This is a genomic window from Streptomyces mabaensis, assembly GCF_053763515.1.
In genome coordinates this window covers 1-21,080 of sequence record NZ_JBSOPZ010000017.1, presented here as the reverse complement: position 1 = coordinate 21,080, position 21,080 = coordinate 1, and the positions used below count along the sequence as shown (strand labels likewise).

The window sequence follows — 21,080 nt, the reverse complement described above, 5'->3', positions numbered from 1 at the left end:
GGATTCCTGGACGATGCGGCCTGGGCTGTGCGCCCACAGCCCAGCACCCTGTCGGCCGGGAGGCCCCATGAAGAAGCGCGCAGGAGTTCTGTTCGGCGTCGCCGCGGTGATGGCGGGGACGGTCACCGCCGCTCCGTCCGCCGCGAGTACCGGCCCGGCGGCGCCGCGCACCACCCTGAAGTGGACCGGCTGCGCCACCAAGAGCCATCCGACCCTCCAGTGCTCCTCGGTCGAGGTTCCGCTGGACCACGCCCGCCCGCGCGGCGAGAAGATCACCCTCGCGCTGTCGCGCGTCCCGCACACCGCCGCGAAGTCGCAGGGCCCGCTGCTGGTCAACCCCGGCGGGCCGGGCGGCAGCGGCCTCACGCTGGCCGGCTTCGTCGCCTCCTCGCTGCCCAAGGACGTCGCGGCGCAGTACGACGTGGTCGGCTTCGACCCGCGCGGCGTGGGCAAGAGCAAGCCGGCGCTCAACTGCGGGCCGGGCCACTCCGCGCCGGTCCGGCCCAACTCCGTACCGCTCGGCATCACGGACGAGCTGGCCAATCTCCAGCGGGTCCAGGCCTTCGCGCGGGCCTGCGCCACCAAGTACGGCAGTCTGCTGAAGCACATCGACACCGTGAGCACGGCCAAGGACCTGGACCTCGTCCGGCAGGCGCTGGGCGCCCCGCGGATCAACTACTTCGGCTACTCCTACGGCACCTACCTCGGCGCGGTGTACGCCAAGCTCTTCCCGCAGCGGGTGCGGCGGATGGTGCTCGACTCGATCGTCGACCCGGGGGGTGTCTGGTACGAGGCGAACCTCGCGCAGGACTACGCCTTCGACTCCCGGCACAAGGCGTTCATGGCGTGGGTGGCCCGGCACGACCGTACGTACAACCTCGGCTCCGACCCCGCGGTGGTCGAGGCGAAGTGGTACCGCATGCGCGCGGCCCTCGCGAAGAACCCGGCCGGCGGGAAGGTCGGCCCGTCGGAGCTGGAGGACACCTTCATGCCCGGCGGCTACTTCAACGGCTACTGGCCGCACCTGGCCGGGGCGTTCGCCGCGTACGCGAGCGGCGGCGTCGGCAAGAAGGACGAAGTCCCGCTGGTCGAGGCGTACGAGAAGTTCGGTGCCGTCGACGCGGAGGGCGAGAACGGCTACAGCGTCTACGCCTCGGTGCAGTGCCGGGACGCCGCCTGGCCGCGCGCGTGGAACACCTGGCGCCGCGACATGTGGCAGGTGCACGCGAAGGCACCCTTCATGGCCTGGAACAACGCCTGGTACAACGCCCCGTGCGCGTTCTGGGGCACCCCGTCGCTCACCCCGCCCGACGTGTCGAACGCCTCGCTGCCGCCGGTGCTGCTGTTCCAGGCGAGCGACGACGCGGCGACTCCGTACGAAGGCGGCGTCCGGGTGCACCGCAAGCTGCGCGGCTCCAGCCTGGTGGTCGAGCAGGGCGGCGGAAACCACGGCATCTCGCTGAGCGGAAACGCCTGCGTGGACCGGTATCTGGCGGACTATCTGGCCACCGGCACGGTGCCGCGCGGGGCTGCCGGCGCCGCGGCGGACGCGGTCTGCGACGCCCTGCCCGAGCCGAAGCCACTGCCGGCGACGAAGGCGGCCGGCCCCGGCGCCAAGGGAGGCGCAGCGCTGCACGGCCTGCTGGGCTTCCGGTCCTGAGAAGCCGCGGCGGGCCCAGTCTGAGCGCCGCTACCCGCCGGTTTGACATGCAACCAAATGGTTGAGGCTGCACTACCTCAACCCCGTGCCCATCCACGATATTGCTGACCGCTGGATCGGCCAGTACGAGCGGGGCCGGATGGCCGCGCTCAGCAACCTGAAGCACGCCCTGGAAGGAACGGCGATGAGCAAGCCCGAGTTCGTCTACACGATCTACATCCACACCACGCCCGAGGAGCTCTGGGAGGGGCTGACCAGCCCGGAGTTCCTGAAGCAGTACCACGGCGGCTGGGCGCCCTCCTCCGACTGGAAGGTCGGCTCGAAGGTGCTGTGGCCGGTCGAGGACGGCGGCGAGCCGCAGGACCTCGGCCAGGTCGTCACCGAGGCGGAGCCCGGCAAGCGGCTCGCCTACACCTGGCACACCCTGCAGCGGATGCACCAGGAGATGTTCGGCATGAGCGACGCGGAGTTCGCCGAGGCGACCAAGGAGCGTTCGAAGGTCGCCTTCGACATCGAGCCGGCCGAGGTGCCGGAGCTGGGCATGAAGCTGACCATCACCCACGACGGCTTCACCTCGGCCGACTCCAAGATGCTCGAGGGTGTCAGCGGAGGCTGGATCATGATGATGTCGCAGCTGAAGACGGTCCTCGAGAAGGCCTGACCCGCTTCTCGGCAGGACGCTCGACGGTCATCATCTTCACCGAGGCCGACTACTGCACTCTCGCCCCCGGAGGCTCGGGGTCCGCCCCGTCATGAGACGCACTGAGAGCTGGGCTGCCCGACGTCCCCGTCGGTCCCCTCTACTCCACCGGGCAGACTCCGCCCGGCCCGCGGGAGCCCATGCGTACGCCGACAGCGCAGACTGGCCCCCGGATAGGGTGCGGCCGCATGGACGACCTACGTATACGGCCCATGACCGGCGACGACTGCGCGGCGGTGGCCGAGGCCCGGGTGCGTGGGTGGCAGCGCGCGTACGCCGGGCTCGTCCCGCAGGCGTACCTCGACGCGATGAGCGTCGAGCAGGACGCGGTCAGGCGCCGCGCCCACCTCGCCAGGGCCGGGCCCGGCGTCGTCAACCTGGTCGCGGAGCGGGACGGTGAGGTCGTCGGCTGGGCCTGCTACGGCCCGTACCGCGGGGACGGAGACGACTCCGGCGACGGCGAGCTGTACGCCCTCTACGTCCACCCCGGGCACTTCTCGACCGGGGCCGGCCGCGCCCTGATGGACGAGACGCTGACGCGCGCCACCGCTCACGGCCACCCCGCCCTGCTGCTGTGGGTCCTCACCGGAAACTCCCGCGCCCGCCGCTTCTACGAGAAGGCCGGCTTCGCCCCCGACGGGGCGGAGGAGTCCTTCGACGTCGACGGGGTCGCCGTCCCCGAGGTGCGCTACACGAGGCGGCTGAGCGCCTCGGCCGCCGCCTCCCCCAGCCGGGGGTGATCCCGCGCCTCGCTGAGGACCGCCTCCGCCCGCCGGTCGCCGAGCATGCCGAGGCCCTCCACGCACGCCAGGGCGACGCGCCAGTACGGCTCCTGCGGGGACAGCAGCCGCCGCAGGGTGGCGGTCAGCGCGGGTACGGACTCGGGCGCCCGCAGTTCGGTCAGCAGCCGCACCGGATGCAGCGCGTACGCCGTGCGCAGCGTGTTGGTGGCGAGGGCGGCGGCCGCCCGGGCGGTGCGCGGGTCGCCGAGCCGCGCCAGCGCGTACGCGGCGGAGGCGCAGCGCTCCGGTTCGCGGTGGTTGAGGAGCAGCACCAGCGTCTCGAAGGCCCGGCGGTCGCCGGCGCAGCCGAGCCGGAAGGCGGCCAGCTCCCTGGCCCACAGCGGCCGGCCGGTCGCGGTGAGCACCCCGGCGAGCACGTCGTGATCGCCCGTCGCGACCAGTTGCTCGTACACGGCCAGTTCGGCCGGTACGCTCGCTTCCCGCCTGATCCGGACCGTCAGCTCCCGCAGCTCCCCACCCATGGCGCCAGCGTACGGACCGCGGGCCGCGATGCGGCGCAGATCACGTTTCCCGGGGGGTGGCGCGCTCGTTACCCGCCGGTTAAGCTCATACGAGCGATTCGATGCGGCCAGACCCTCGGCCGTACGACCGCAAGCTCAACTCAGGGCGGCCTGGTGACGCAGCCGCCTTCGAGTGCCAGTCGGTTCGGTACCTCTTTGCGACGTGACTCCGGGACAGAGTCCGTCGGCACTCACCACGACACACAACGCCCGCATGCCGTGCGCCTGTTCGCGTTTTCTCGCGTTCCCGCGATGCGTGTGCCCCTCTCCTCCCAGTCGTCACTCATCACTGGAGTCCCGCGATGGACCGTCAGTCCACCCCGCCCAGTCCCGCAGCCCCCCTGAACACCATCGCCGTCGTCGGTCTCGGCACCATGGGCACCGGCATCGCCGAGGTCCTGGCCCGTGCCGGCCGTGAGGTCATCGGTATCGACGTCAGCGAGGCGGCCGACCGTCAGGCCGTCGCCGCCCTGGAGGCCTCGACCGCCCGTGCCGTGGAGCGTGAGCGGCTCACCGAGCAGGAACGCCGGGATCTGCTGTCCCGGTTCCGCACCTTCTCCGAGCTCCAGGCCGCGGCCGACGCCGATCTGGTGATCGAGGTCGTCCCCGAGTCCTACGAGATCAAGCACCAGGTCTTCGCGGGGCTGGACGCGGTCGTCAAGCCGACCGCCATTCTCGCCACCGGCACCAACGCGCTGTCGGTGACCCGGCTCGCCGCCGACTCGGCCCACCCCGAGCGTGTGCTGGGCCTGCACTTCTTCAACCCGGCCCCGGCGATGAAGCTGGTCGAGGTGGTCTCGTCCGTGCTGACCGCGCCGCAGGCCGTCGAGGCCGTCACCCAGCTCGCCCGTGACCTGGGCAAGGAGCCCGTCGCGGTCGGCGACCGGCCCGGCTTCGTCGCCGACGGCCTGCTGTTCGGCTACCTCAACCAGGCCGCCGCGATGTACGAGGCCAAGTACGCCTCCCGCGAGGACATCGACGCCGCGATGAAGCTGGGCTGCGGCCTGCCGATGGGTCCCCTGGCCCTGCTCGACCTGATCGGCGTCGACACCGCCCGTACCGTCCTGGAGGCGATGTACGCCGACTCCCGCGACCGGCTGCACGCACCTGCGCCGATCCTGGGGCAGCTCAGCGAGGCGGGCCTGACCGGCCGCAAGTCCGGCCGCGGGTTCTACACCTACGCGGAGCCGGGCAGCTCGACCGTGGTCCGGGACGCGCTCACGCCGCTGGAGAGCGCGGAGCTCGGGGCGGGCCGTACCGTCGCCTCGGTCGGCGTGGCCGGCTCCGGCACCATGGCCAGCGGCATCGCGGAGGTCTTCGCGAAGGCCGGTTACGGCGTGGTGCTCGCGGCCCGCAGCCCGGAGAAGGCGGAGACGGCGAAGGCCCGGATCGCCAAGTCGCTGGCCCGCTCGGTCGACAAGGGCCGGCTGACCGCCGAGGCCCGGGACGAGACGCTCGCCCGGATCACCGCGGCCGGTTCGCTGGACGCCTTCGCCGACGTCGATCTGGCCGTCGAGGCGGTGGCCGAGGACCTGGACGTCAAGCAGCAGCTCTTCGCGACGCTCGACAAGGTCTGCAAGCCCGGCGCGGTGCTGGCCACCACCACCTCCTCGCTGCCCGTCGTCGCCATCGCGCGCGCCACCTCGCGCCCGCAGGACGTCGTCGGTATGCACTTCTTCAACCCGGCCCCGGCCATGAAGCTGGTCGAGGTGGTGCGCACGGTCCTCACCCTGGACGACGTCCACGCCACGGTCCGCGAGGTCTGCGCGAAGATCCGCAAGCACCCGGTGGACTGCGGTGACCGGGCCGGCTTCATCGTGAACGCGCTGCTGTTCCCGTACCTGAACAACGCGATCAAGATGGTGCAGGAGCACTACGCGACGCTCGACGACATCGACGCCGCGATGAAGCTCGGCGGCGGTTACCCGATGGGTCCGTTCGAACTGCTCGACGTCGTGGGCCTGGACGTCTCCCTCGCGATCGAGAAGGTGCTGCACCGCGAGTTCCGCGACCCGGGCCTGGCGCCCGCGCCGCTGCTGGAGCACCTGGTCGCGGCGGGCTGCCTCGGCCGCAAGACGGGCCGCGGCTTCCGCGAGTATGCCCGGCGCTGAACCGCGGCCGGAGTGGGGCGGGCTGCTCGATCCCTACGGCAGCCCGCCCGCGCATCCGGCCCCGCATCCGCCCCCGCATCCGGCCCCACAGACGCGCTCTCCTGCACGAATGCAGTACGTTCAGCTCATGTCCCAGTCCGCCAAGTCCCCCCGTACCGCCTCCGCGTCCGACGCTCCGGAAAGTGCCGCCGGCAGTCGCGCAGCCGCACAGCGGCTCAAAATGCGCCGCGAACTGGCGACAGCCGCCATGGAGCTCTTCGCGACCAAGGGGTACGAGGCGACGACGGTCGACGAGATCGCGGCCGCGGCCGGGGTCGCCCGCCGGACCTTCTTCCGGCACTTCCGCTCCAAGGAAGAGGCGATCTTCCCCGACCACGACGACACCTTGATCAGGGCCGAGGCAGTGCTGGACGCGGCCCCGCCGCACGAGCACCCGCTCGACACGGTGTGCCGGGGCATCAAGGAGGTCATGCGGATGTACGCGGCGTCGCCCGCCGTCTCCGTGGAGCGCTACCGGCTGACCCGCGAGGTACCCACGCTGCGGGAGCGCGAGATCGCCTCGGTGGCCCGCTACGAGCGGCTGTTCACGCGCTATCTGCTGGGCCACTTCGACGAGCACGACCACCACGACGACAACGACGACCCGCTGCTCGCCGAGGTGGCCGCGTCCGCGGTCGTCACCGCGCACAACCATGTGCTGCGCCGCTGGCTGCGGGCGGGCGGTCAGGGCGATGTGGAGGCCCAGCTCGACCACGCCTTCGCGATCGTCCGGGACACCTTCGGTACGGGGATAGGAGCCGGCCGCACCGCCGGCGCCTCCCCACAGCCCGCCCCGGCGGCGGTGCGTACGGAGGGCGAGGTCCTGGTGGCGGTGGCGCGCACGGACGCCCCGCTGGACGAGGTCATGCGCACGATCGAGCGGGCCCTGAAGCAGAGCTGACTCAGCACAACCGACCGGACACCCTACGCAACGGCCGCCCCGACGGGGCGGCCGTTGTTGCTCATGTGTGGCGGACGGGTGACATCTGCGCGAAAATATTGGCACGCAGTGCCTTGTCACCTGACACGCGGTGCCATACGTTGAAGGGGTCCGGGCGGCCGGCGTGCAGAGATCACTCGTACGCCGGCTGTCCCCGCAAGCCGCACGGCCTGCGTGCCCGGACCGCCTGCGTCACCAGGCACCCTTCGCGCTACCGCGCTCACGCACCACCCGCCGAACCGATGGCACCCCCGACGTCCCCCCAAGCGTTCCCCGCAACGCGCTTCGCCGGAGGCAAACCGTGAAGGAAATCCTGGACGCCATTCAGGCGACCGACAGCACCGCCGCAGACTTTGCGGCCCTGTCCATCCCCGAGTCGTACCGCGCGGTGACCGTGCACAAGGACGAGGCCGACATGTTCGCCGGCGTCGACAGCCGCGACAAGGACCCGCGCAAGTCCATCCACGTCGAGGACGTGGCAGTCCCCGAGCTCGGCCCGGGCGAGGCCCTGGTGGCCGTCATGGCCAGCTCGGTCAACTACAACTCCGTCTGGACCTCGATCTTCGAGCCGGTGTCCACCTTCGGCTTCCTGGAGCGGTACGGAAAGCTCTCGCCGCTCACCAAGCGCCACGACCTGCCGTACCACGTCATCGGCTCCGACCTCGCGGGCGTCGTGCTGCGCACCGGCCCCGGCGTCAACGCCTGGCGCCCGGGCGACGAGGTCGTCGCGCACTGCCTCTCGGTCGAGCTGGAGTCCTCGGACGGCCACAACGACACGATGCTCGACCCCGAGCAGCGCATCTGGGGCTTCGAGACCAACTTCGGCGGCCTCGCCGAGATAGCCCTCGTCAAGTCCAACCAGCTGATGCCCAAGCCCCAGCACCTCAGCTGGGAGGAGGCGGCGGCCCCGGGCCTGGTCAACTCCACCGCCTACCGCCAGCTGGTCTCGCGTAACGGCGCCGGCATGAAGCAGGGCGACAACGTGCTGATCTGGGGCGCGAGCGGCGGACTCGGTTCGTACGCCACCCAGTTCGCACTGGCCGGCGGCGCCAACCCGATCTGTGTGGTGTCCAGCGACCAGAAGGCGGACATCTGCCGCGCGATGGGCGCCGAGGCGATCATCGACCGCAGCGCCGAGGGCTACAAGTTCTGGAAGGACGAGCACAACCAGGACCCCCGCGAGTGGAAGCGCTTCGGCAAGCAGATCCGTGAACTGACCGGCGGCGAGGACGTGGACATCGTCTTCGAGCACCCGGGCCGCGAGACCTTCGGCGCCTCGGTGTACGTCACCCGCAAGGGCGGCACCATCGTCACCTGCGCCTCCACCTCGGGCTACAACCACGAGTACGACAACCGCTACCTGTGGATGTCGCTCAAGCGCATCATCGGCTCGCACTTCGCCAACTACCGCGAGGCGTGGGAGGCCAACCGCCTGATCGCCAAGGGCAAGATCCACCCCACCCTCTCGAAGGTCTACTCGCTCGACGACACCAGCCAGGCCGCGTACGACGTGCACCGCAACCTGCACCAGGGCAAGGTCGGCGTGCTGGCGCTCGCACCCCGCGAGGGCATGGGCGTCCGCAACCAGGAGATGCGCGAGAAGCACATCGACGCCATCAACCGCTTCCGGAACGTCTGAGAGTCCACGATGACTGAGCGTCAGAAGGACCGTCAGAAGGACCGGCCCTGGCTCATGCGGACGTACGCCGGTCACTCGACCGCCGAGGCGTCCAACGAGCTCTACCGGCGCAACCTCGCCAAGGGTCAGACCGGACTGTCGGTCGCGTTCGACCTGCCGACGCAGACCGGCTACGACCCCGACCACATCCTCGCCCGCGGCGAGGTGGGCCGGGTCGGGGTCCCGGTCTCGCATCTGGGCGACATGCGGCGGCTGTTCCAGGACATCCCGCTGGAACAGATGAACACGTCCATGACGATCAACGCCACGGCGATGTGGCTGCTGGCGCTCTATCAGGTGGTGGCGGAGGAGCAGGGCGCCGACGCCACCAAGCTCCAGGGGACGACGCAGAACGACATCGTCAAGGAGTACCTGTCGCGCGGGACGCATGTCTTCCCGCCCGGCCCGTCGCTGCGGCTGACCACCGACATGATCACGTACACGGTGGCGCACATCCCCAAGTGGAACCCGATCAACATCTGCAGCTACCACCTGCAGGAGGCGGGCGCCACGCCGGTGCAGGAGATCGCGTACGCGATGTCCACGGCCATCGCCGTCCTGGACGCGGTCCGGGACAGCGGCCAGGTGCCGGCGGAGAAGTTCGGTGATGTCGTCGCCCGCATCTCCTTCTTCGTGAACGCGGGCGTCCGCTTCATCGAGGAGATGTGCAAGATGCGCGCCTTCGGCCGCATCTGGGACAAGGTCACCCGCGAGCGGTACGGCATCGAGAACGACAAGCAGCGCCGCTTCCGGTACGGCGTCCAGGTCAACTCCCTGGGCCTGACCGAGGCGCAGCCGGAGAACAACGTCCAGCGCATCGTGCTGGAGATGCTGGCCGTCACCCTCTCCAAGGACGCGCGCGCCCGCGCCGTCCAGCTGCCGGCCTGGAACGAGGCGCTGGGCCTGCCCCGGCCCTGGGACCAGCAGTGGTCACTGCGTATCCAGCAGGTCCTCGCGCACGAGTCGGACCTGCTGGAGTACGAGGACATCTTCGCGGGGTCGCACGTCATCGAGGCCAAGGTGTCCTCGCTGGTCGACGAATGCCTCGCCGAGATCGACCGGATCCAGGAGATGGGCGGCGCGATGGCGGCCGTCGAGTCCGGTTACCTCAAGTCGCAGCTGGTCTCCTCGCACGCCGAGCGGCGGGCGCGGATCGAGGCCGGCGACGAGAAGATCATCGGGGTCAATATCTACGAGACCACCGAGCCCAACCCCCTCACCGCCGATCTCGACACCGCGATCATGACGGTCGACCCGGCGAACGAGGCACGGGTCGTCGCCAAGCTGCACGAGTGGCGGGACAACCGCGACGAGGCCCGTGCCACCGAGGCGCTGGCCGCGCTGAAGAAGGCCGCCGCGGGCACCGCCAACATGATGGCCGCCACCGTCGAATGCGCCCGCGCGGGCGTCACGACCGGCGAGTGGTCCTGGGCGCTGCGGGACGTCTTCGGCGAGTTCCGCGCCCCCACGGGCGTCAGCAGCGCCCCGGTCGCGGTCACCGCCGAGGCGGGCACCCCGCTCGCCGTCGTACGGGAGAAGGTGTCCCGTACGGCGGACGAGCTGGGCGCCGGCCGGCTGCGCCTGCTGGTCGGCAAGCCCGGCCTGGACGGGCACTCCAACGGCGCCGAGCAGATCGCCGTACGGGCACGCGACGCGGGGTTCGAGGTGGTCTACCAGGGCATCAGGCTGACGCCCGAGCAGATAGTCAACGCGGCCCTCGCCGAGGACGTGCACTGCGTCGGGCTGTCGATCCTGTCCGGTTCGCACGCCGAGCTGGTGCCGGACGTACTGGCCCGGCTGCGCGAGGCGGGTGCCGCCGACATTCCGGTGATCGTGGGCGGGATCATCCCGAACGCCGACGCCCAGGAACTGCGTGCGGCCGGAGTGGCCGCAGTATTCACCCCGAAGGACTTCGGGATTACGGAGATCATCGGCCGTATCGTCGACGAGATCCGGAAAGCGAACAAGCTCGACCCTCTGGAGGTCCCCGCATGAGTACCCCCGTCAACCGTCTGCGTCCGCGCCGCTCCTGTCTGGCCGTACCGGGTTCCAACCCGCGCTTCCTGGAGAAGGCCCAGGGGCTGCCGGCCGACCAGGTCTTCCTGGACCTGGAGGACGCGTGTGCGCCGCTCGCCAAGGAAGGCGCCCGGCACACGATCGTCGACGCGCTGAACAACGGCGACTGGACGGGCAAGACGCGGGTCGTGCGCGTCAACGACTGGACGACGCACTGGACGTACCGCGACGTCATCACGGTCGTCGAGGGCGCCGGCCAGAACCTCGACTGCATCATGCTGCCGAAGGTCCAGGACGCCCAGCAGGTCGTCGCCCTCGACCTCCTGCTCACCCAGATCGAGAAGACGATGGGCTTCGAGGTCGGGAAGATCGGCATCGAGGCGCAGATCGAGAACGCCAAGGGTCTGGTGAACGTCGACGAGATCGCCGCCGCCTCGCCGCGCCTGGAGACCATCATCTTCGGCCCGGCCGACTTCATGGCCTCCATCAACATGAAGTCCCTGGTCGTGGGCATGCAGCCGCCCGGCTACCCGGCGGACGCGTACCACTACATCCTGATGCGCATCCTGATGGCGGCCCGCACGCACGACCTCCAGGCCATCGACGGCCCGTTCCTGCAGATCCGCGACGTGGACGCGTACCGCGAGGTCGCCGGCCGCGCCGCCGCCCTCGGCTTCGACGGCAAGTGGGTGCTGCACCCGGGTCAGGTCGACGCCGCCAACGAGGTCTTCTCGCCCTCGCAGGAGGACTACGACCACGCGGAGCTGATTCTCGACGCGTACGAGTGGTGCACCTCGGAGGCGGGTGGCAAGAAGGGCTCGGCGATGCTCGGCGACGAGATGATCGACGAGGCCAGCCGCAAGATGGCGCTCGTGATCGCGGGCAAGGGACGCGCGGCCGGCATGCAGCGCACCTCGAAGTTCGAAGCCCCGGAGGCGTAAGCGATGCAGTTCGGACGTACGTACGAAGAGTTCGAGGTCGGTGCCATCTACAAGCACTGGCCCGGGAAGACGGTCACCGAGTACGACGACCACCTCTTCTGCCTGCTCACCATGAACCACCACCCGCTGCACATGGACAGCAACTACGCCGAGAAGACCACCGACTTCGGCAAGAACGTCGTCGTCGGCAACTACATCTACTCGCTGCTGCTGGGCATGTCGGTTCCGGACGTCTCCGGCAAGGCCATCGCCAACCTGGAGATCGAGTCGCTGAGGCACGTGGCGCCCACCTTCCACGGCGACACCCTCTACGGCGAGACGACCGTGCTCGACAAGACCCCGTCGAAGTCGAAGAACGACCGCGGGATCGTCTACGTCGAGACCAAGGGCTACAAGCAGGACGGCACCCTCGTCTGCGTGTTCCGGCGCAAGGTGATGGTCCCGACCGAGACGTACATCAAGGAGCGCGGCGGCGAGCAGCCCGGCCGCCCGGAGCTGCTGGACACTCCGAAGAAGAACCAGGAGAAGTAGCCATGAGCCGACTCGCCCAGACCCATGGTCTGACTGACATCCAGCAGGAAATCCTGGCCACGGTCCGGGACTTCGTCGACAAGGAGATCATCCCGGTCGCGACCGAGCTGGAGCACCGCGACGAGTACCCGACGCAGATCGTCGAAGGCCTCAAGGAACTCGGCCTGTTCGGGCTGATGATCCCGGAGGAGTACGGCGGCCTGGGCGAGTCGCTGCTCACCTACGCGCTGTGCGTCGAGGAGATAGCGCGGGGCTGGATGTCCGTCTCGGGCATCATCAACACGCACTTCATCGTCGCGTACATGCTCAAGCAGCACGGCACGCAGGAGCAGAAGGACACCTTCCTGCCGCGGATGGCGCTGGGCGAGGTGCGCGGCGCGTTCTCGATGTCCGAGCCGGCCCTGGGCTCCGACGTGTCGGCGATCACGTCCAAGGGCGTGCGGGACGGCGACGAGTACGTCCTGAACGGCCAGAAGATGTGGCTGACGAACGGCGGCACGTCGAATCTGGTGGCCGTGCTGTGCCGGAGTGACGAAGGACACCCCGAGGGCACCGCGCCGCACAAGTCGATGACGACCTTCCTCGTCGAGAAGGAGCCGGGCTTCGGTGAGGTCCGTCCGGGCCTGACCATCCCGGGGAAGATCGACAAGATGGGTTACAAGGGTGTCGACACCACGGAACTCATCATGGACGGACTGCGCATTCCGGCCAATCGTGTACTCGGCGGCACCACGGGCCGAGGCTTTTACCAAATGATGGACGGTGTCGAGGTCGGCCGGGTGAATGTGGCGGCGCGTGGCTGCGGCGTCGCACAGCGTGCCTTCGAGCTGGGAGTTTCCTACGCCCAGCAGCGTCAGACCTTCGGAAAGCAGATCGCCCAGCATCAGGCGATCCAGTTCAAGTTGGCCGAGATGGCTACCAAGGTCGAGGCCGCCCATGCGATGATGGTGAACGCAGCGCGCAAAAAGGACTCCGGAGAACGAAACGACCTCGAAGCAGGGATGGCGAAGTACCTCGCCTCCGAGTACTGCAAGGAGGTCGTCGAGGACGCGTTCCGTATCCATGGCGGGTACGGGTTCTCGAAGGAGTACGAGATCGAGCGTCTCTACCGGGAGGCTCCGATGCTGCTCATCGGCGAAGGTACCGCCGAGATCCAGAAAATGATCATTGGGCGGCGGTTGCTCGAGGAGTACCGGTTCCAGGGCTGAAAGACCTCTTTGTGGGGATTTTACCGCGAAGAAGATCACACCCTGTTATCGACTTCAGGCCGCCGACTCGGCTTCTGGCTTGCCCAGTTGTTGCACTCAACCGATAGCATCGCCGGAAAGCCGCCGTCCCCCGTTGCCTGCGCGGCATCATCCGCTACGAAGGTCATCCATGCCCCACAGCCAAACCTCTGCACCACGCGGCCGCGTCCGCCTCGCGCGCGGAGCATCGCCGTGGCTTCTGCCGACCGTCGCCACCGCGGCGCTCAGCCTCGCCCGGGCTCGCAAGTCCGGGCGATGGGCTGCCGTCGCCGTGCCCACCACCGCTCTGGCGGCGGGCATGCTCTGGTTCTTCCGCGACCCCGAGCGTGAGATCACCCAGGGCCGGGTCATCTCGCCAGCCGACGGTGTGGTGCAGAGCATCATGCCGTGGAAGGACGGGCGCACCCGCGTCGCGATCTTCATGAGCCCGCTGAATGTGCACGTCAACCGCGCGCCCCTCGCGGGCACTGTGACGTCGGTCGAGCACATCCCCGGCGGGTTCGTCCCCGCGTTCAACAAGGAGAGCGAGAACAACGAGCGCGTTGTCTGGCACTTCGACACCGAGCTCGGCGACATCGAGATGGTGCAGATCGCGGGTGCGGTCGCCCGGCGCATCGTCCCGTACATCCCGCAGGGCACCAAGGTGGAGCAGGGCGAGCGGATCGGTCTGATCCGCTTCGGCTCGCGCGTCGACATCTACCTGCCGGAAGGTGTCGATGTCGCGGTCGAGGTCGGCCAGACCACCACCGCGGGGGTGACTCGAATTGACCGTGACTGATCCGGAGACTCAGGCCGGCTGGGTGCCGGAGGCCGACGAGGACGCGGACGAAGCCGAGGACATGCCGCTGTCACTGCGGCTGTCGATAGCGGACACGCTCACGCTCGGTAACGCCACCTGCGGATTCATGGCGGTGTACTTCACCACCACCGGGATCCTCATCCCGCACCTCACGGGCAGCGAGGAGACCGGCATGGCGCGGCACAGCGCCGCGACCGCCGTGATCCTGATGCTGCTCGCGGCGATCTTCGACCTGTGCGACGGGCTGGTCGCGCGCAAGCTGCGCAGCTCGCCGATGGGCGCGGAGCTGGACAACCTCTCCGACCTGATCAGCTTCGGCCTCGCCCCGGCGTACTTCGTGCTCGTGTACGGCATGGTCGCGGACGACGCGCACCAGCGGGTGTCGGCACTGGCGGCGATCGTGGTGCTGCTGGCGGTGGTGCTGCGGCTTGCGAGATTCTCGTGCGTGACGCTGAAGGACGGCATGTTCCAGGGCATGCCGAGCCCCTTCGGCGCCTTGACGGTCGTCTCGATCGTCCTGCTCGAGCTCCCCTTCATCCCGACGCTGCTCGCGATCATCGGCGTGGCGTGGCTGATGGTGAGCCGGGTCGAGTACCCCAAGCCGCGGGGCATCCTCGCGGTGGCGATGCTCAGCTGGATCGTCGGTGCGATGGGTCTGCTGGCGGCGTGGGCGTTCGACGCGCCGGGCGGCCAGTTCCTGCTCCAGACCGGCTGTGTGCTGCAGGTGGTCATGGGCGCGGTGATCCCGCTCTTCGCGACGACGCGCAGGGTGAACACGTTCCGCCACAACCGCCGCGAGGCGCGGGCAGCGGAGCTGCCGTAGTCCGGTACGAAACGGTGAGGCCCCGAGTGCGCTGCACTCGGGGCCTCACCGTTTTTCAGGACCCGCCCCGGCGACCGGGGCGAAAGGGGCCCGGGTGGGTCAGGACAGGAAGTCCCTGGCGATGTTTTCCGCCAGCTGTTCCAGCAGGGGGCCCGCCTCCGCGATGCAGCGGGCGGTGTCCGGCTCGATCTCCGTGAGGGCGTACGCACGGCGGATGCCCGCCCTGCCCAGCGCCTCCGGAGCCAGCGCGAGCCGGCCGCAGACCGCGACGACCTCCTTGCCCTCGGCACGCGCGGCCGCGGCGACGCCCGCCGGCGCCTTGCCGTGCAGGGTCTGCTCGTCGAGCGAGCCCTCGCCCGTGATGACGAGCGTGGCCCGGGCCAGCGCGGGGGCGAAGCCCAGTACGTCGAGCATCACCTCGATACCGGGCCGGAAGCTCGCGCCCAGCGCGACGAGCGCGCCGTAGCCGATGCCGCCCGCGGCGCCCGCGCCCGGCGAGAGCGCGTACTCGGCGGCCGCCGGGCCGACCGACTTCTCCAGGACCTGCGCGAAATGCGCCAGCGCCGCGTCGAGCGTGGCGACGTCCTCCGGGGAGGCACCCTTCTGCGGTCCGTAGACCGCGGGCGCCCCCTTGGGACCGGTGAGCGGATTGTCGACATCGCTCGCCAGCACGAGGTCCACCTCGGCGAACCGCGGGTCGATGCCGGACAGATCGGCCGTGGCCAGCTCGCGCAGCGGCCCGCCCCCGGGGCCGACCGGCTCGCCGTCCGCGTCGAGGAACCGCGCGCCGAGCGCCGCCAGCATGCCCGCGCCGCCGTCGGTCGTGGCGCTGCCGCCGACGCCGAAGACGATCTGGCGGGCGCCCGCGTCGAGCGCGGCGCGGAGCAGTTCGCCCGAGCCGTACGTCGTGGCGGTGAGCGGCGCGAAGACGCCCTCGGGGAGGTGCTGGAGGCCGGACGCCTCCGCCATCTCCACCACCGCCGTGCCGTCGCGGAGGGCGAACGCCGCGGTCCGCTCCTCGCCGAGCGGGCCGGTGACCCGTACCTCCCGGCGTTCGAACCCGGCCGCCACCGCCGCGGCGACCGTGCCGTCTCCGCCGTCCGCGACGGGCAGGGTCTCCACCTGCACGCCGGGGGCGGCCTTGCGCAGCCCGGCCGTCACCCGCTCGGCGACCTGTACGGCCGTGAGCGAGCCCTTGAATTTGTCCGCGGCGATGAGCACGCGCGCGGCCTCAGTTACTGCTCCGTCCGTCACCTTGTTAATCCCTTGCTATCGAACGTGCAGTCGCGCCGCCCCGACCCTATCGGCAGGAGGGGGTGCCTGCCCACTGCGCGATACCGGCGTCTCAGTCCGCGGCGCCCGCGCGCGAGTCGTACATCTGGTGCACCGCGCGGCTGCCTTCACCCGCCGGCACGCTGATGTGCTCGAGTACGTCCTCGAGCAGATCGACGTCCCCGGTGCTCACCAGCGGCCCGAACGTGGTGTCCGCGGCCACGGCCGGCGACCCGGCCGCCGCTCCCGCCACCACAAGCGCGGCCAGCACGGCCGTACGGCGTTTCATCGCCCGGCCCTCCCCTCTGAACCTCTGATCATCAATCATCCGAAACAAGTAGAAATCTCCCATGCGGAGCCGCGCGAAGCGGGTAGACCCGGGGCATGACTCCTCAAGGCACGCGGATGGCCGACCGGATCCACGGCGGCTGGCTCGGCCGGATCGCCGGCAACATGCTCGGGAAGCCGGTGGAGCTCGGTGACTACTGGACGCGCGACCGTATCGACCGCTATCTGCGGCGCGCCGACGCGCTCCCGCTCACCGACTATCTGCCGGAGCTCGATCCCCCGGCCCCGCCCGGGGAGTTCGACTTCCGGCCCGAGTGGCGGGACTGCGTACGAGGCCGGATCCGCGGCAGCTGCCGCGACGACGACGTGGACTACGCGATCCTCGGCCTGCACCTGCTGGAGACACACGGGTTCGCGTTCACCACCGAACAGGTCGGCGAACTGTGGCTGCTGCGTCTGCCGTACCTCCAGACGTTCACGGCGGAGCGGGCCACGTACCGCAATCTCGCCAACGGGCTGAAGCCGCCGCTGACGGCCACCCTCGACAACCCGTACCAGGAGTGGATCGGCGCACTCATCCGCGCCGACATCTTCGGCTGGACCTCTCCCGGCGACCCGCACCGGGCCGCCTCCCTCGCCCGCCGCGACGCCGTGCTCTCGCACACAGGCAACGGCGTGTACGGGGCGATGTGGGCGGCGGCGATGATCGCCGCCGCCTTCACCGCGCCCGGCCCGCGCGCCGCCGTCGAGGCCGGGCTCGCCCGTATCCCGGCAAGCAGCCGGCTCGCCCGCACCGTCCGGCGCACCGTCGCCCTGCACGCGGCGGGGCTGAGCTGGGACCGTACGCTCACCGAGCTGGAGGCCGAGACGAGCGGCCTCGGCTGGATCCACGCGGTGCCGAACGCCGCCGTCATCACCGCCGGACTGCTGTACGGCGAGGGCGACTTCACCCGCACCATCGCCCTCACAGTCCGGGGCGGGCTGGACACCGACTCCAACGGGGCGACGGCCGGCTCGGTGGCCGGGGTGCTGTGCGGCGCGGCGGCGATCCCGCCGCAGTGGACCGAGCCGCTGGAGGACCGGGTGCGCAGCGCGGTGTTCGGCTTCGACGGCTCGGGCATCGCCGAACTGGCCGACCGCACCGCCCGGCTGGCCGCCGCCACCGGATCCCTGTCCGGCCGATCATGCTGGGCTCCCGCCTGATCGCCCGGACAGAACCTAGTCTGTCGGGGTGACCCTGGACTACGCCACGTACATCGTCGGCCTCCCCCGCGTCCTGGCCGGGGCCGCCGCCCTCTTCCGGGACGCCGAGGGGCGTGTCCTGCTCGTCGAGCCGAACTACCGCGAGGGCTGGGTGCTGCCCGGCGGCACGATCGAGTCCGACCTGGGCGAGACGCCCCGCCAGGGCGCGCGCAGGGAGACGGTCGAGGAGATCGGGCTGGACGTGGACCTGGGCCCGCTGCTGGCCGTCGACTGGGTGGCGGGACCCGAGCGGCCGCCGATCGTCGCGTACGTGTACGACGGCGGGGTGCTGGACGAGCGGCAGCTCGCAGCCATCCGGCTCCAGGAGGAGGAGCTGATCTCCTGGCGGCTGGTGGCCGTCGACGAGCTGGACGCGTACCTCAAGGGGACGCTGGCGGGGCGGGTCCGGGCGGCGTACGCCGCACTGGCGGCGGGCACCGGCGCGGTGGAACTGGAGGACGGCCGGCCGGCGCGCTGATCCTCCCGCGCCCGGCGGCGCCCAAAACGGCTCGCCGGGCGCGGACGCGGCTGCGTACGCTCACCGCATGAGCGAGCACGCGACCACGTCCCGCAAGCCCCTCGTCGCCCTCCTCAGCGGTGCCGGGATCTCCACGGACTCCGGCATTCCGGACTACCGCGGCCCGGACGGTCTGTGGCGGCGCGACCCGGCGGCCGAGCGGCTGGTCACGTACGACTTCTACATGGCCGACCCCGAGATCCGCCGCCGCTCCTGGCAGATGCGCCGCAACAGCCCGACGCTGCGGGCCCAGCCGAATGCCGCGCACCACGCCGTCGTGGAGCTGGAGCGCTCCGGCACGCCGGTGCGGGTGCTCACCCAGAACGTCGACGGGTTGCACCAGCTGGCCGGCCTGCCGGCCCGTAAGGTGCTCGAACTGCACGGCACGGCACGGGCGGTGACCTGCACGCGCTGCAAGGTGCGCTCCTCGATGGAGGACGCGCTCGCCCGGGTCGCGGCGGGTGAGGACGACCCGCCCTGCCTGGAGTGCGGCGGCATCCTCAAGTCGGCGACTGTCATGTTCGGTGAACGGCTCGACCCGGTGGTGCTGGGCGAGGCGATGTCGATCGCGAAGGCGTGCGAGGTGTTCATCGCGGTCGGTACCAGCCTCCAGGTGCAGCCGGCCGCCTCGCTGGCCGGCATCGCGGCCGAGCACGGGGCGCGCCTGGTGGTGGTGAACGCCGAGCCCACGCCGTACGACGACGCGGCGGACGAGGTGGTACGCGAACGGATCGGCACCGCGCTGCCCGCCCTGTTGAAGCGGCTGTCGGCCGGGCACATCTAGACACGTCCGGACTCGTTCAGAACAGGACGGTGCCGGTCGTGTCCTCGCCCCGTTCGAACGCCAGCAGCCGCTGCTTGCGGTCGAGTCCGCCGCCGTAGCCGGTGAGGCCGCCCGACGCCCCGATGACCCGGTGGCAGGGGACGATGATCCCGATCGGGTTCTTGCCGTTGGCCAGACCCACCGCCCGGGACGCGCCGGGCTTGCCGAGGCGTGCGGCGATCTCGCCGTACGACCAGGTCTCGCCGTACGGGATCTGCCGCAGCTGGTCCCAGACGCTGCGTTGGAAGGCCGTGCCGGCCAGTTCCATCGGCAGGTCGAACTCCTTGAGGCCGCCCGCGAAATAGGCCTCCAGCTGGCGGATCACCTCGGTGAACGGGCTCTGGCCGGGCACGCCGAAGGACTCCTCCGGCGGCCGGTGGCGCTGACCGGCCATGTAGAGGCCGCAGAGCGTGCCGTCGGCCGCGACGAGGGTGAGGGGACCGTACGGGCTGTCGGTGACGGTGTACTGCCTGGTGGATGTGAACATGGCGGACTCCTCAGGCCGGCAGGTGGTTGATGGGGTGGCTGTCCGTGGCCCAGAGGTACTGGACGGCGTACGCCCGCCAGGGGCGCCACCGGGCCGCGCGGGCGGTGAGCGCGGCGGGGGTGGAGGGCAGGCCCAGTTCCCGGGCGGCGCGCCGCATGCCGAGGTCGGTGGGCAGGAAGGCGTCCGGGTCGCCGAGCGCGCGCATCGCGATCACCTCGACGGTCCAGGGACCGAATCCGGGGAGCGCGGCGAGCCCGTCGCGGGCCTGCTCCCAGTCGCTGTCGGAGCCGAGCTTCAGTGATCCGTCGGCGAGCGCGCCGACCAGGGTGGTCAGGGTGGTGCGGCGGCTGCGCGGCAGGGCGAGCGCCTCCGGGTCGAGGGCGGCCAGGGCCTCCGGCGACGGGAAGAGATGGGTCAGCCCGCCGGCCGGGTCCTCGACCGGCCGTCCGTGGGCGGTGACCAGCCGGGCCGCGTGGGTACGCGCGGCGGCCGTGGAGACCTGCTGGCCGAGCACCGCCCGTACCGCGAACTCCGCGGCGTCGACGGTACGCGGCACCCGGCGGCCGGGCGCCTTGTCCACGAGCGGGGCGAGCAGCGGGTCGGTGCGCAGCTGGTCGTCGACGGCGACCGGGTCGGCGTCGAGGTCGAGCAGCCGGCGGCAGCGATTGATGGCGAGGGTGAGATCACGCAGATCGGTGAGCGCCAGCTGACAGGCGATGTGGTCGGGCCGCGGGGCGAGGGCGACGACGCCGGTTCCGTACGGCAGGCGCAGCGTGCGCCGGTACGCGCCGTCGCGCCACTCCTCCACGCCCGGCACGGCGGTGGCGGCCAGGTGCCCGAAGAGGTTGTCGGGGTTGAGCGGGGCGCGGAACGGCAGCCGCAGGGAGAGCACGCCCGGGGTCCGGGCGGGGGCCTGCGGCGCGGCCCGGCCGCCGGCCGAGCGGGTGCGCAGTTCGCCGGGGGTGAGTGCGAAGACCTCGCGGACCGTGTCGTTGAAAGTACGGATCGAGGAGAATCCAGCCGCGAAGGCGATGTCCGCCATGGGCAGGGTGGTGGTCTCGATGAGGAGACGGGCGGTCTGGGCCCGCTGGGCGCGAGCCAGCGCGAGAGGCCCGGCGCCCAGTTCGGCACGCAGCTGCCGCTCGATCTGCCGGGTGGAGTAGCCGAGCCGGGCGGCGAGCCCGGGGACGCCGTCGCGATCGACGACGCCGTCGTGGATGAGCCGCATCGCGCGGGCTACGGCGTCGGCGCGGGCGTTCCACTCCGGGGAGCCGGGGCTGGTGTCGGGGCGGCAGCGTTTGCAGGCGCGGAAGCCGGCCTGCTGGCACGCGGCCGCACTCGGCAGGAAGGTCATGTTCTCGACCTTGGGCGGCACGGCCGGACAGCTCGGACGGCAGTAGATCCGGGTGGTCAGGACGGCGGTGAAGAACCAGCCGTCGAAGCGGGCGTCCTTCGACCGCACGGCGCGTACGCAACGCTCGGTATCGGTGTGCATGCTTCAAGGATCGGGCACGTCCGGTGCCTGGGCTGGCGGATTTCCGACATCAACCCCGCCCTGCCAGGACCGCCGCGAGCCCCGGTGCGGACTAGGTGTTCTGTCCTGGGAGGTTGTGGACGGGTGAGCCAGGTCTCGGCTGAGGGATCTTGAACAGGTGAGGGCCTT

20 protein-coding genes are annotated in these 21,080 nt (G+C 70.7%); 15 read left to right on the top strand and 5 right to left on the bottom strand.

Annotation, left to right across the window (positions count from 1 at the left end; all coding sequences use genetic code 11):
- Window positions 1-67: 67 nt before the first annotated feature.
- From ACWV17_RS17045 to ACWV17_RS17035, 3 genes are all read left to right on the top strand, one after another.
- Entirely contained in the window at window positions 68-1,660 is a 1,593-nt protein-coding gene (locus tag ACWV17_RS17045) for an alpha/beta hydrolase (RefSeq protein WP_455360398.1), read from the top strand.
- Window positions 1,661-1,745: 85 nt separating this feature from the next.
- Window positions 1,746-2,321: an SRPBCC family protein gene (locus ACWV17_RS17040; RefSeq protein ID WP_455360397.1), complete on the top strand. Its 576-nt coding sequence runs from the start codon at window positions 1,746-1,748 to the stop codon at window positions 2,319-2,321.
- A gap of 227 nt (window positions 2,322-2,548) precedes the next feature.
- Window positions 2,549-3,100, top strand: coding sequence for an N-acetyltransferase family protein (locus tag ACWV17_RS17035; RefSeq protein ID WP_455360396.1), 552 nt, complete (start codon window positions 2,549-2,551; stop codon window positions 3,098-3,100).
- Here ACWV17_RS17035 and ACWV17_RS17030 read toward each other — a convergent pair.
- Window positions 3,049-3,624 carry a HEAT repeat domain-containing protein gene (locus tag ACWV17_RS17030; protein WP_455360395.1) on the bottom strand — a complete coding sequence of 192 codons (576 nt, stop codon included), beginning with the start codon at window positions 3,622-3,624 and terminating at the stop codon, window positions 3,049-3,051. The two genes, ACWV17_RS17035 and ACWV17_RS17030, sit on opposite strands and share 52 nt — an antisense overlap.
- Window positions 3,625-3,965: 341 nt before the next feature.
- On the opposite strand from ACWV17_RS17030, the gene ACWV17_RS17025 reads away from it, so the two are divergent.
- From ACWV17_RS17025 to pssA, 9 genes are all read left to right on the top strand, one after another.
- Window positions 3,966-5,774: a 3-hydroxyacyl-CoA dehydrogenase family protein gene (locus ACWV17_RS17025; protein ID WP_455360394.1), complete on the top strand. Its 1,809-nt coding sequence runs from the start codon at window positions 3,966-3,968 to the stop codon at window positions 5,772-5,774.
- Window positions 5,775-5,901: 127 nt separating this feature from the next.
- Window positions 5,902-6,714: a TetR family transcriptional regulator gene (locus tag ACWV17_RS17020; RefSeq protein ID WP_455360393.1), complete on the top strand. Its 813-nt coding sequence runs from the start codon at window positions 5,902-5,904 to the stop codon at window positions 6,712-6,714.
- A 340-nt stretch (window positions 6,715-7,054) separates the two neighbouring features.
- The gene (gene ccrA, locus ACWV17_RS17015; protein ID WP_455351670.1) at window positions 7,055-8,392 is read left to right on the top strand and encodes a crotonyl-CoA carboxylase/reductase; all 1,338 of its coding nucleotides are present in this window, start codon (window positions 7,055-7,057) and stop codon (window positions 8,390-8,392) included.
- A 9-nt stretch (window positions 8,393-8,401) separates the two neighbouring features.
- Complete coding sequence (locus tag ACWV17_RS17010; RefSeq protein WP_455360392.1) at window positions 8,402-10,426, top strand: protein meaA; 2,025 nt, start codon at window positions 8,402-8,404, stop codon at window positions 10,424-10,426.
- On the top strand, window positions 10,423-11,388 hold the full coding sequence (locus tag ACWV17_RS17005) for an HpcH/HpaI aldolase/citrate lyase family protein (RefSeq protein ID WP_455360391.1): 966 nt from the start codon (window positions 10,423-10,425) through the stop codon (window positions 11,386-11,388). Before ACWV17_RS17010 ends, ACWV17_RS17005 begins: the two co-directional genes overlap by 4 nt.
- Before the next feature lie 3 nt (window positions 11,389-11,391).
- Window positions 11,392-11,919 (top strand): MaoC family dehydratase, encoded by a 528-nt coding sequence (locus tag ACWV17_RS17000; RefSeq protein WP_455360390.1) that lies wholly within the window; start codon window positions 11,392-11,394, stop codon window positions 11,917-11,919.
- Between the two features lie 2 nt (window positions 11,920-11,921).
- A complete protein-coding gene (locus tag ACWV17_RS16995) occupies window positions 11,922-13,127 on the top strand; it encodes an acyl-CoA dehydrogenase family protein (protein ID WP_455351674.1) in 1,206 nt (401 codons plus the stop codon).
- A gap of 169 nt (window positions 13,128-13,296) precedes the next feature.
- A complete protein-coding gene (locus ACWV17_RS16990) occupies window positions 13,297-13,944 on the top strand; it encodes a phosphatidylserine decarboxylase (RefSeq protein WP_455351675.1) in 648 nt (215 codons plus the stop codon).
- Between the two features lie 22 nt (window positions 13,945-13,966).
- Window positions 13,967-14,788, top strand: coding sequence for a CDP-diacylglycerol--serine O-phosphatidyltransferase (pssA, locus tag ACWV17_RS16985; protein WP_455351905.1), 822 nt, complete (start codon window positions 13,967-13,969; stop codon window positions 14,786-14,788).
- Window positions 14,789-14,887: 99 nt separating this feature from the next.
- Here pssA and ACWV17_RS16980 read toward each other — a convergent pair whose 3' ends face one another.
- A complete protein-coding gene (locus ACWV17_RS16980; protein WP_455351676.1) occupies window positions 14,888-16,042 on the bottom strand; it encodes a glycerate kinase in 1,155 nt (384 codons plus the stop codon).
- A 91-nt stretch (window positions 16,043-16,133) separates the two neighbouring features.
- Complete coding sequence (locus tag ACWV17_RS16975) at window positions 16,134-16,349, bottom strand: hypothetical protein (RefSeq protein ID WP_455351677.1); 216 nt, start codon at window positions 16,347-16,349, stop codon at window positions 16,134-16,136.
- 95 nt (window positions 16,350-16,444) lie between these two features.
- Between ACWV17_RS16975 and ACWV17_RS16970 the strand changes: the two genes are divergently transcribed.
- The 3 genes from ACWV17_RS16970 (at window position 16,445) to ACWV17_RS16960 (ending at window position 18,891) form a co-directional block, all read left to right on the top strand.
- Window positions 16,445-17,551 (top strand): ADP-ribosylglycohydrolase family protein, encoded by a 1,107-nt coding sequence (locus ACWV17_RS16970; RefSeq protein WP_455360389.1) that lies wholly within the window; start codon window positions 16,445-16,447, stop codon window positions 17,549-17,551.
- A 28-nt stretch (window positions 17,552-17,579) separates the two neighbouring features.
- Complete coding sequence (locus ACWV17_RS16965; protein WP_455360388.1) at window positions 17,580-18,068, top strand: NUDIX domain-containing protein; 489 nt, start codon at window positions 17,580-17,582, stop codon at window positions 18,066-18,068.
- Between the two features lie 67 nt (window positions 18,069-18,135).
- Window positions 18,136-18,891 (top strand): SIR2 family NAD-dependent protein deacylase, encoded by a 756-nt coding sequence (locus tag ACWV17_RS16960; protein ID WP_455360387.1) that lies wholly within the window; start codon window positions 18,136-18,138, stop codon window positions 18,889-18,891.
- Window positions 18,892-18,907: 16 nt separating this feature from the next.
- Here ACWV17_RS16960 and ACWV17_RS16955 read toward each other — a convergent pair whose 3' ends face one another.
- Both ACWV17_RS16955 and ACWV17_RS16950 read right to left on the bottom strand, forming a co-directional pair.
- Complete coding sequence (locus tag ACWV17_RS16955) at window positions 18,908-19,417, bottom strand: methylated-DNA--[protein]-cysteine S-methyltransferase (RefSeq protein WP_455360386.1); 510 nt, start codon at window positions 19,415-19,417, stop codon at window positions 18,908-18,910.
- Between the two features lie 10 nt (window positions 19,418-19,427).
- Window positions 19,428-20,912: an AlkA N-terminal domain-containing protein gene (locus ACWV17_RS16950; protein ID WP_455360385.1), complete on the bottom strand. Its 1,485-nt coding sequence runs from the start codon at window positions 20,910-20,912 to the stop codon at window positions 19,428-19,430.
- Between the last annotated feature and the right edge of the window lie 168 nt (window positions 20,913-21,080).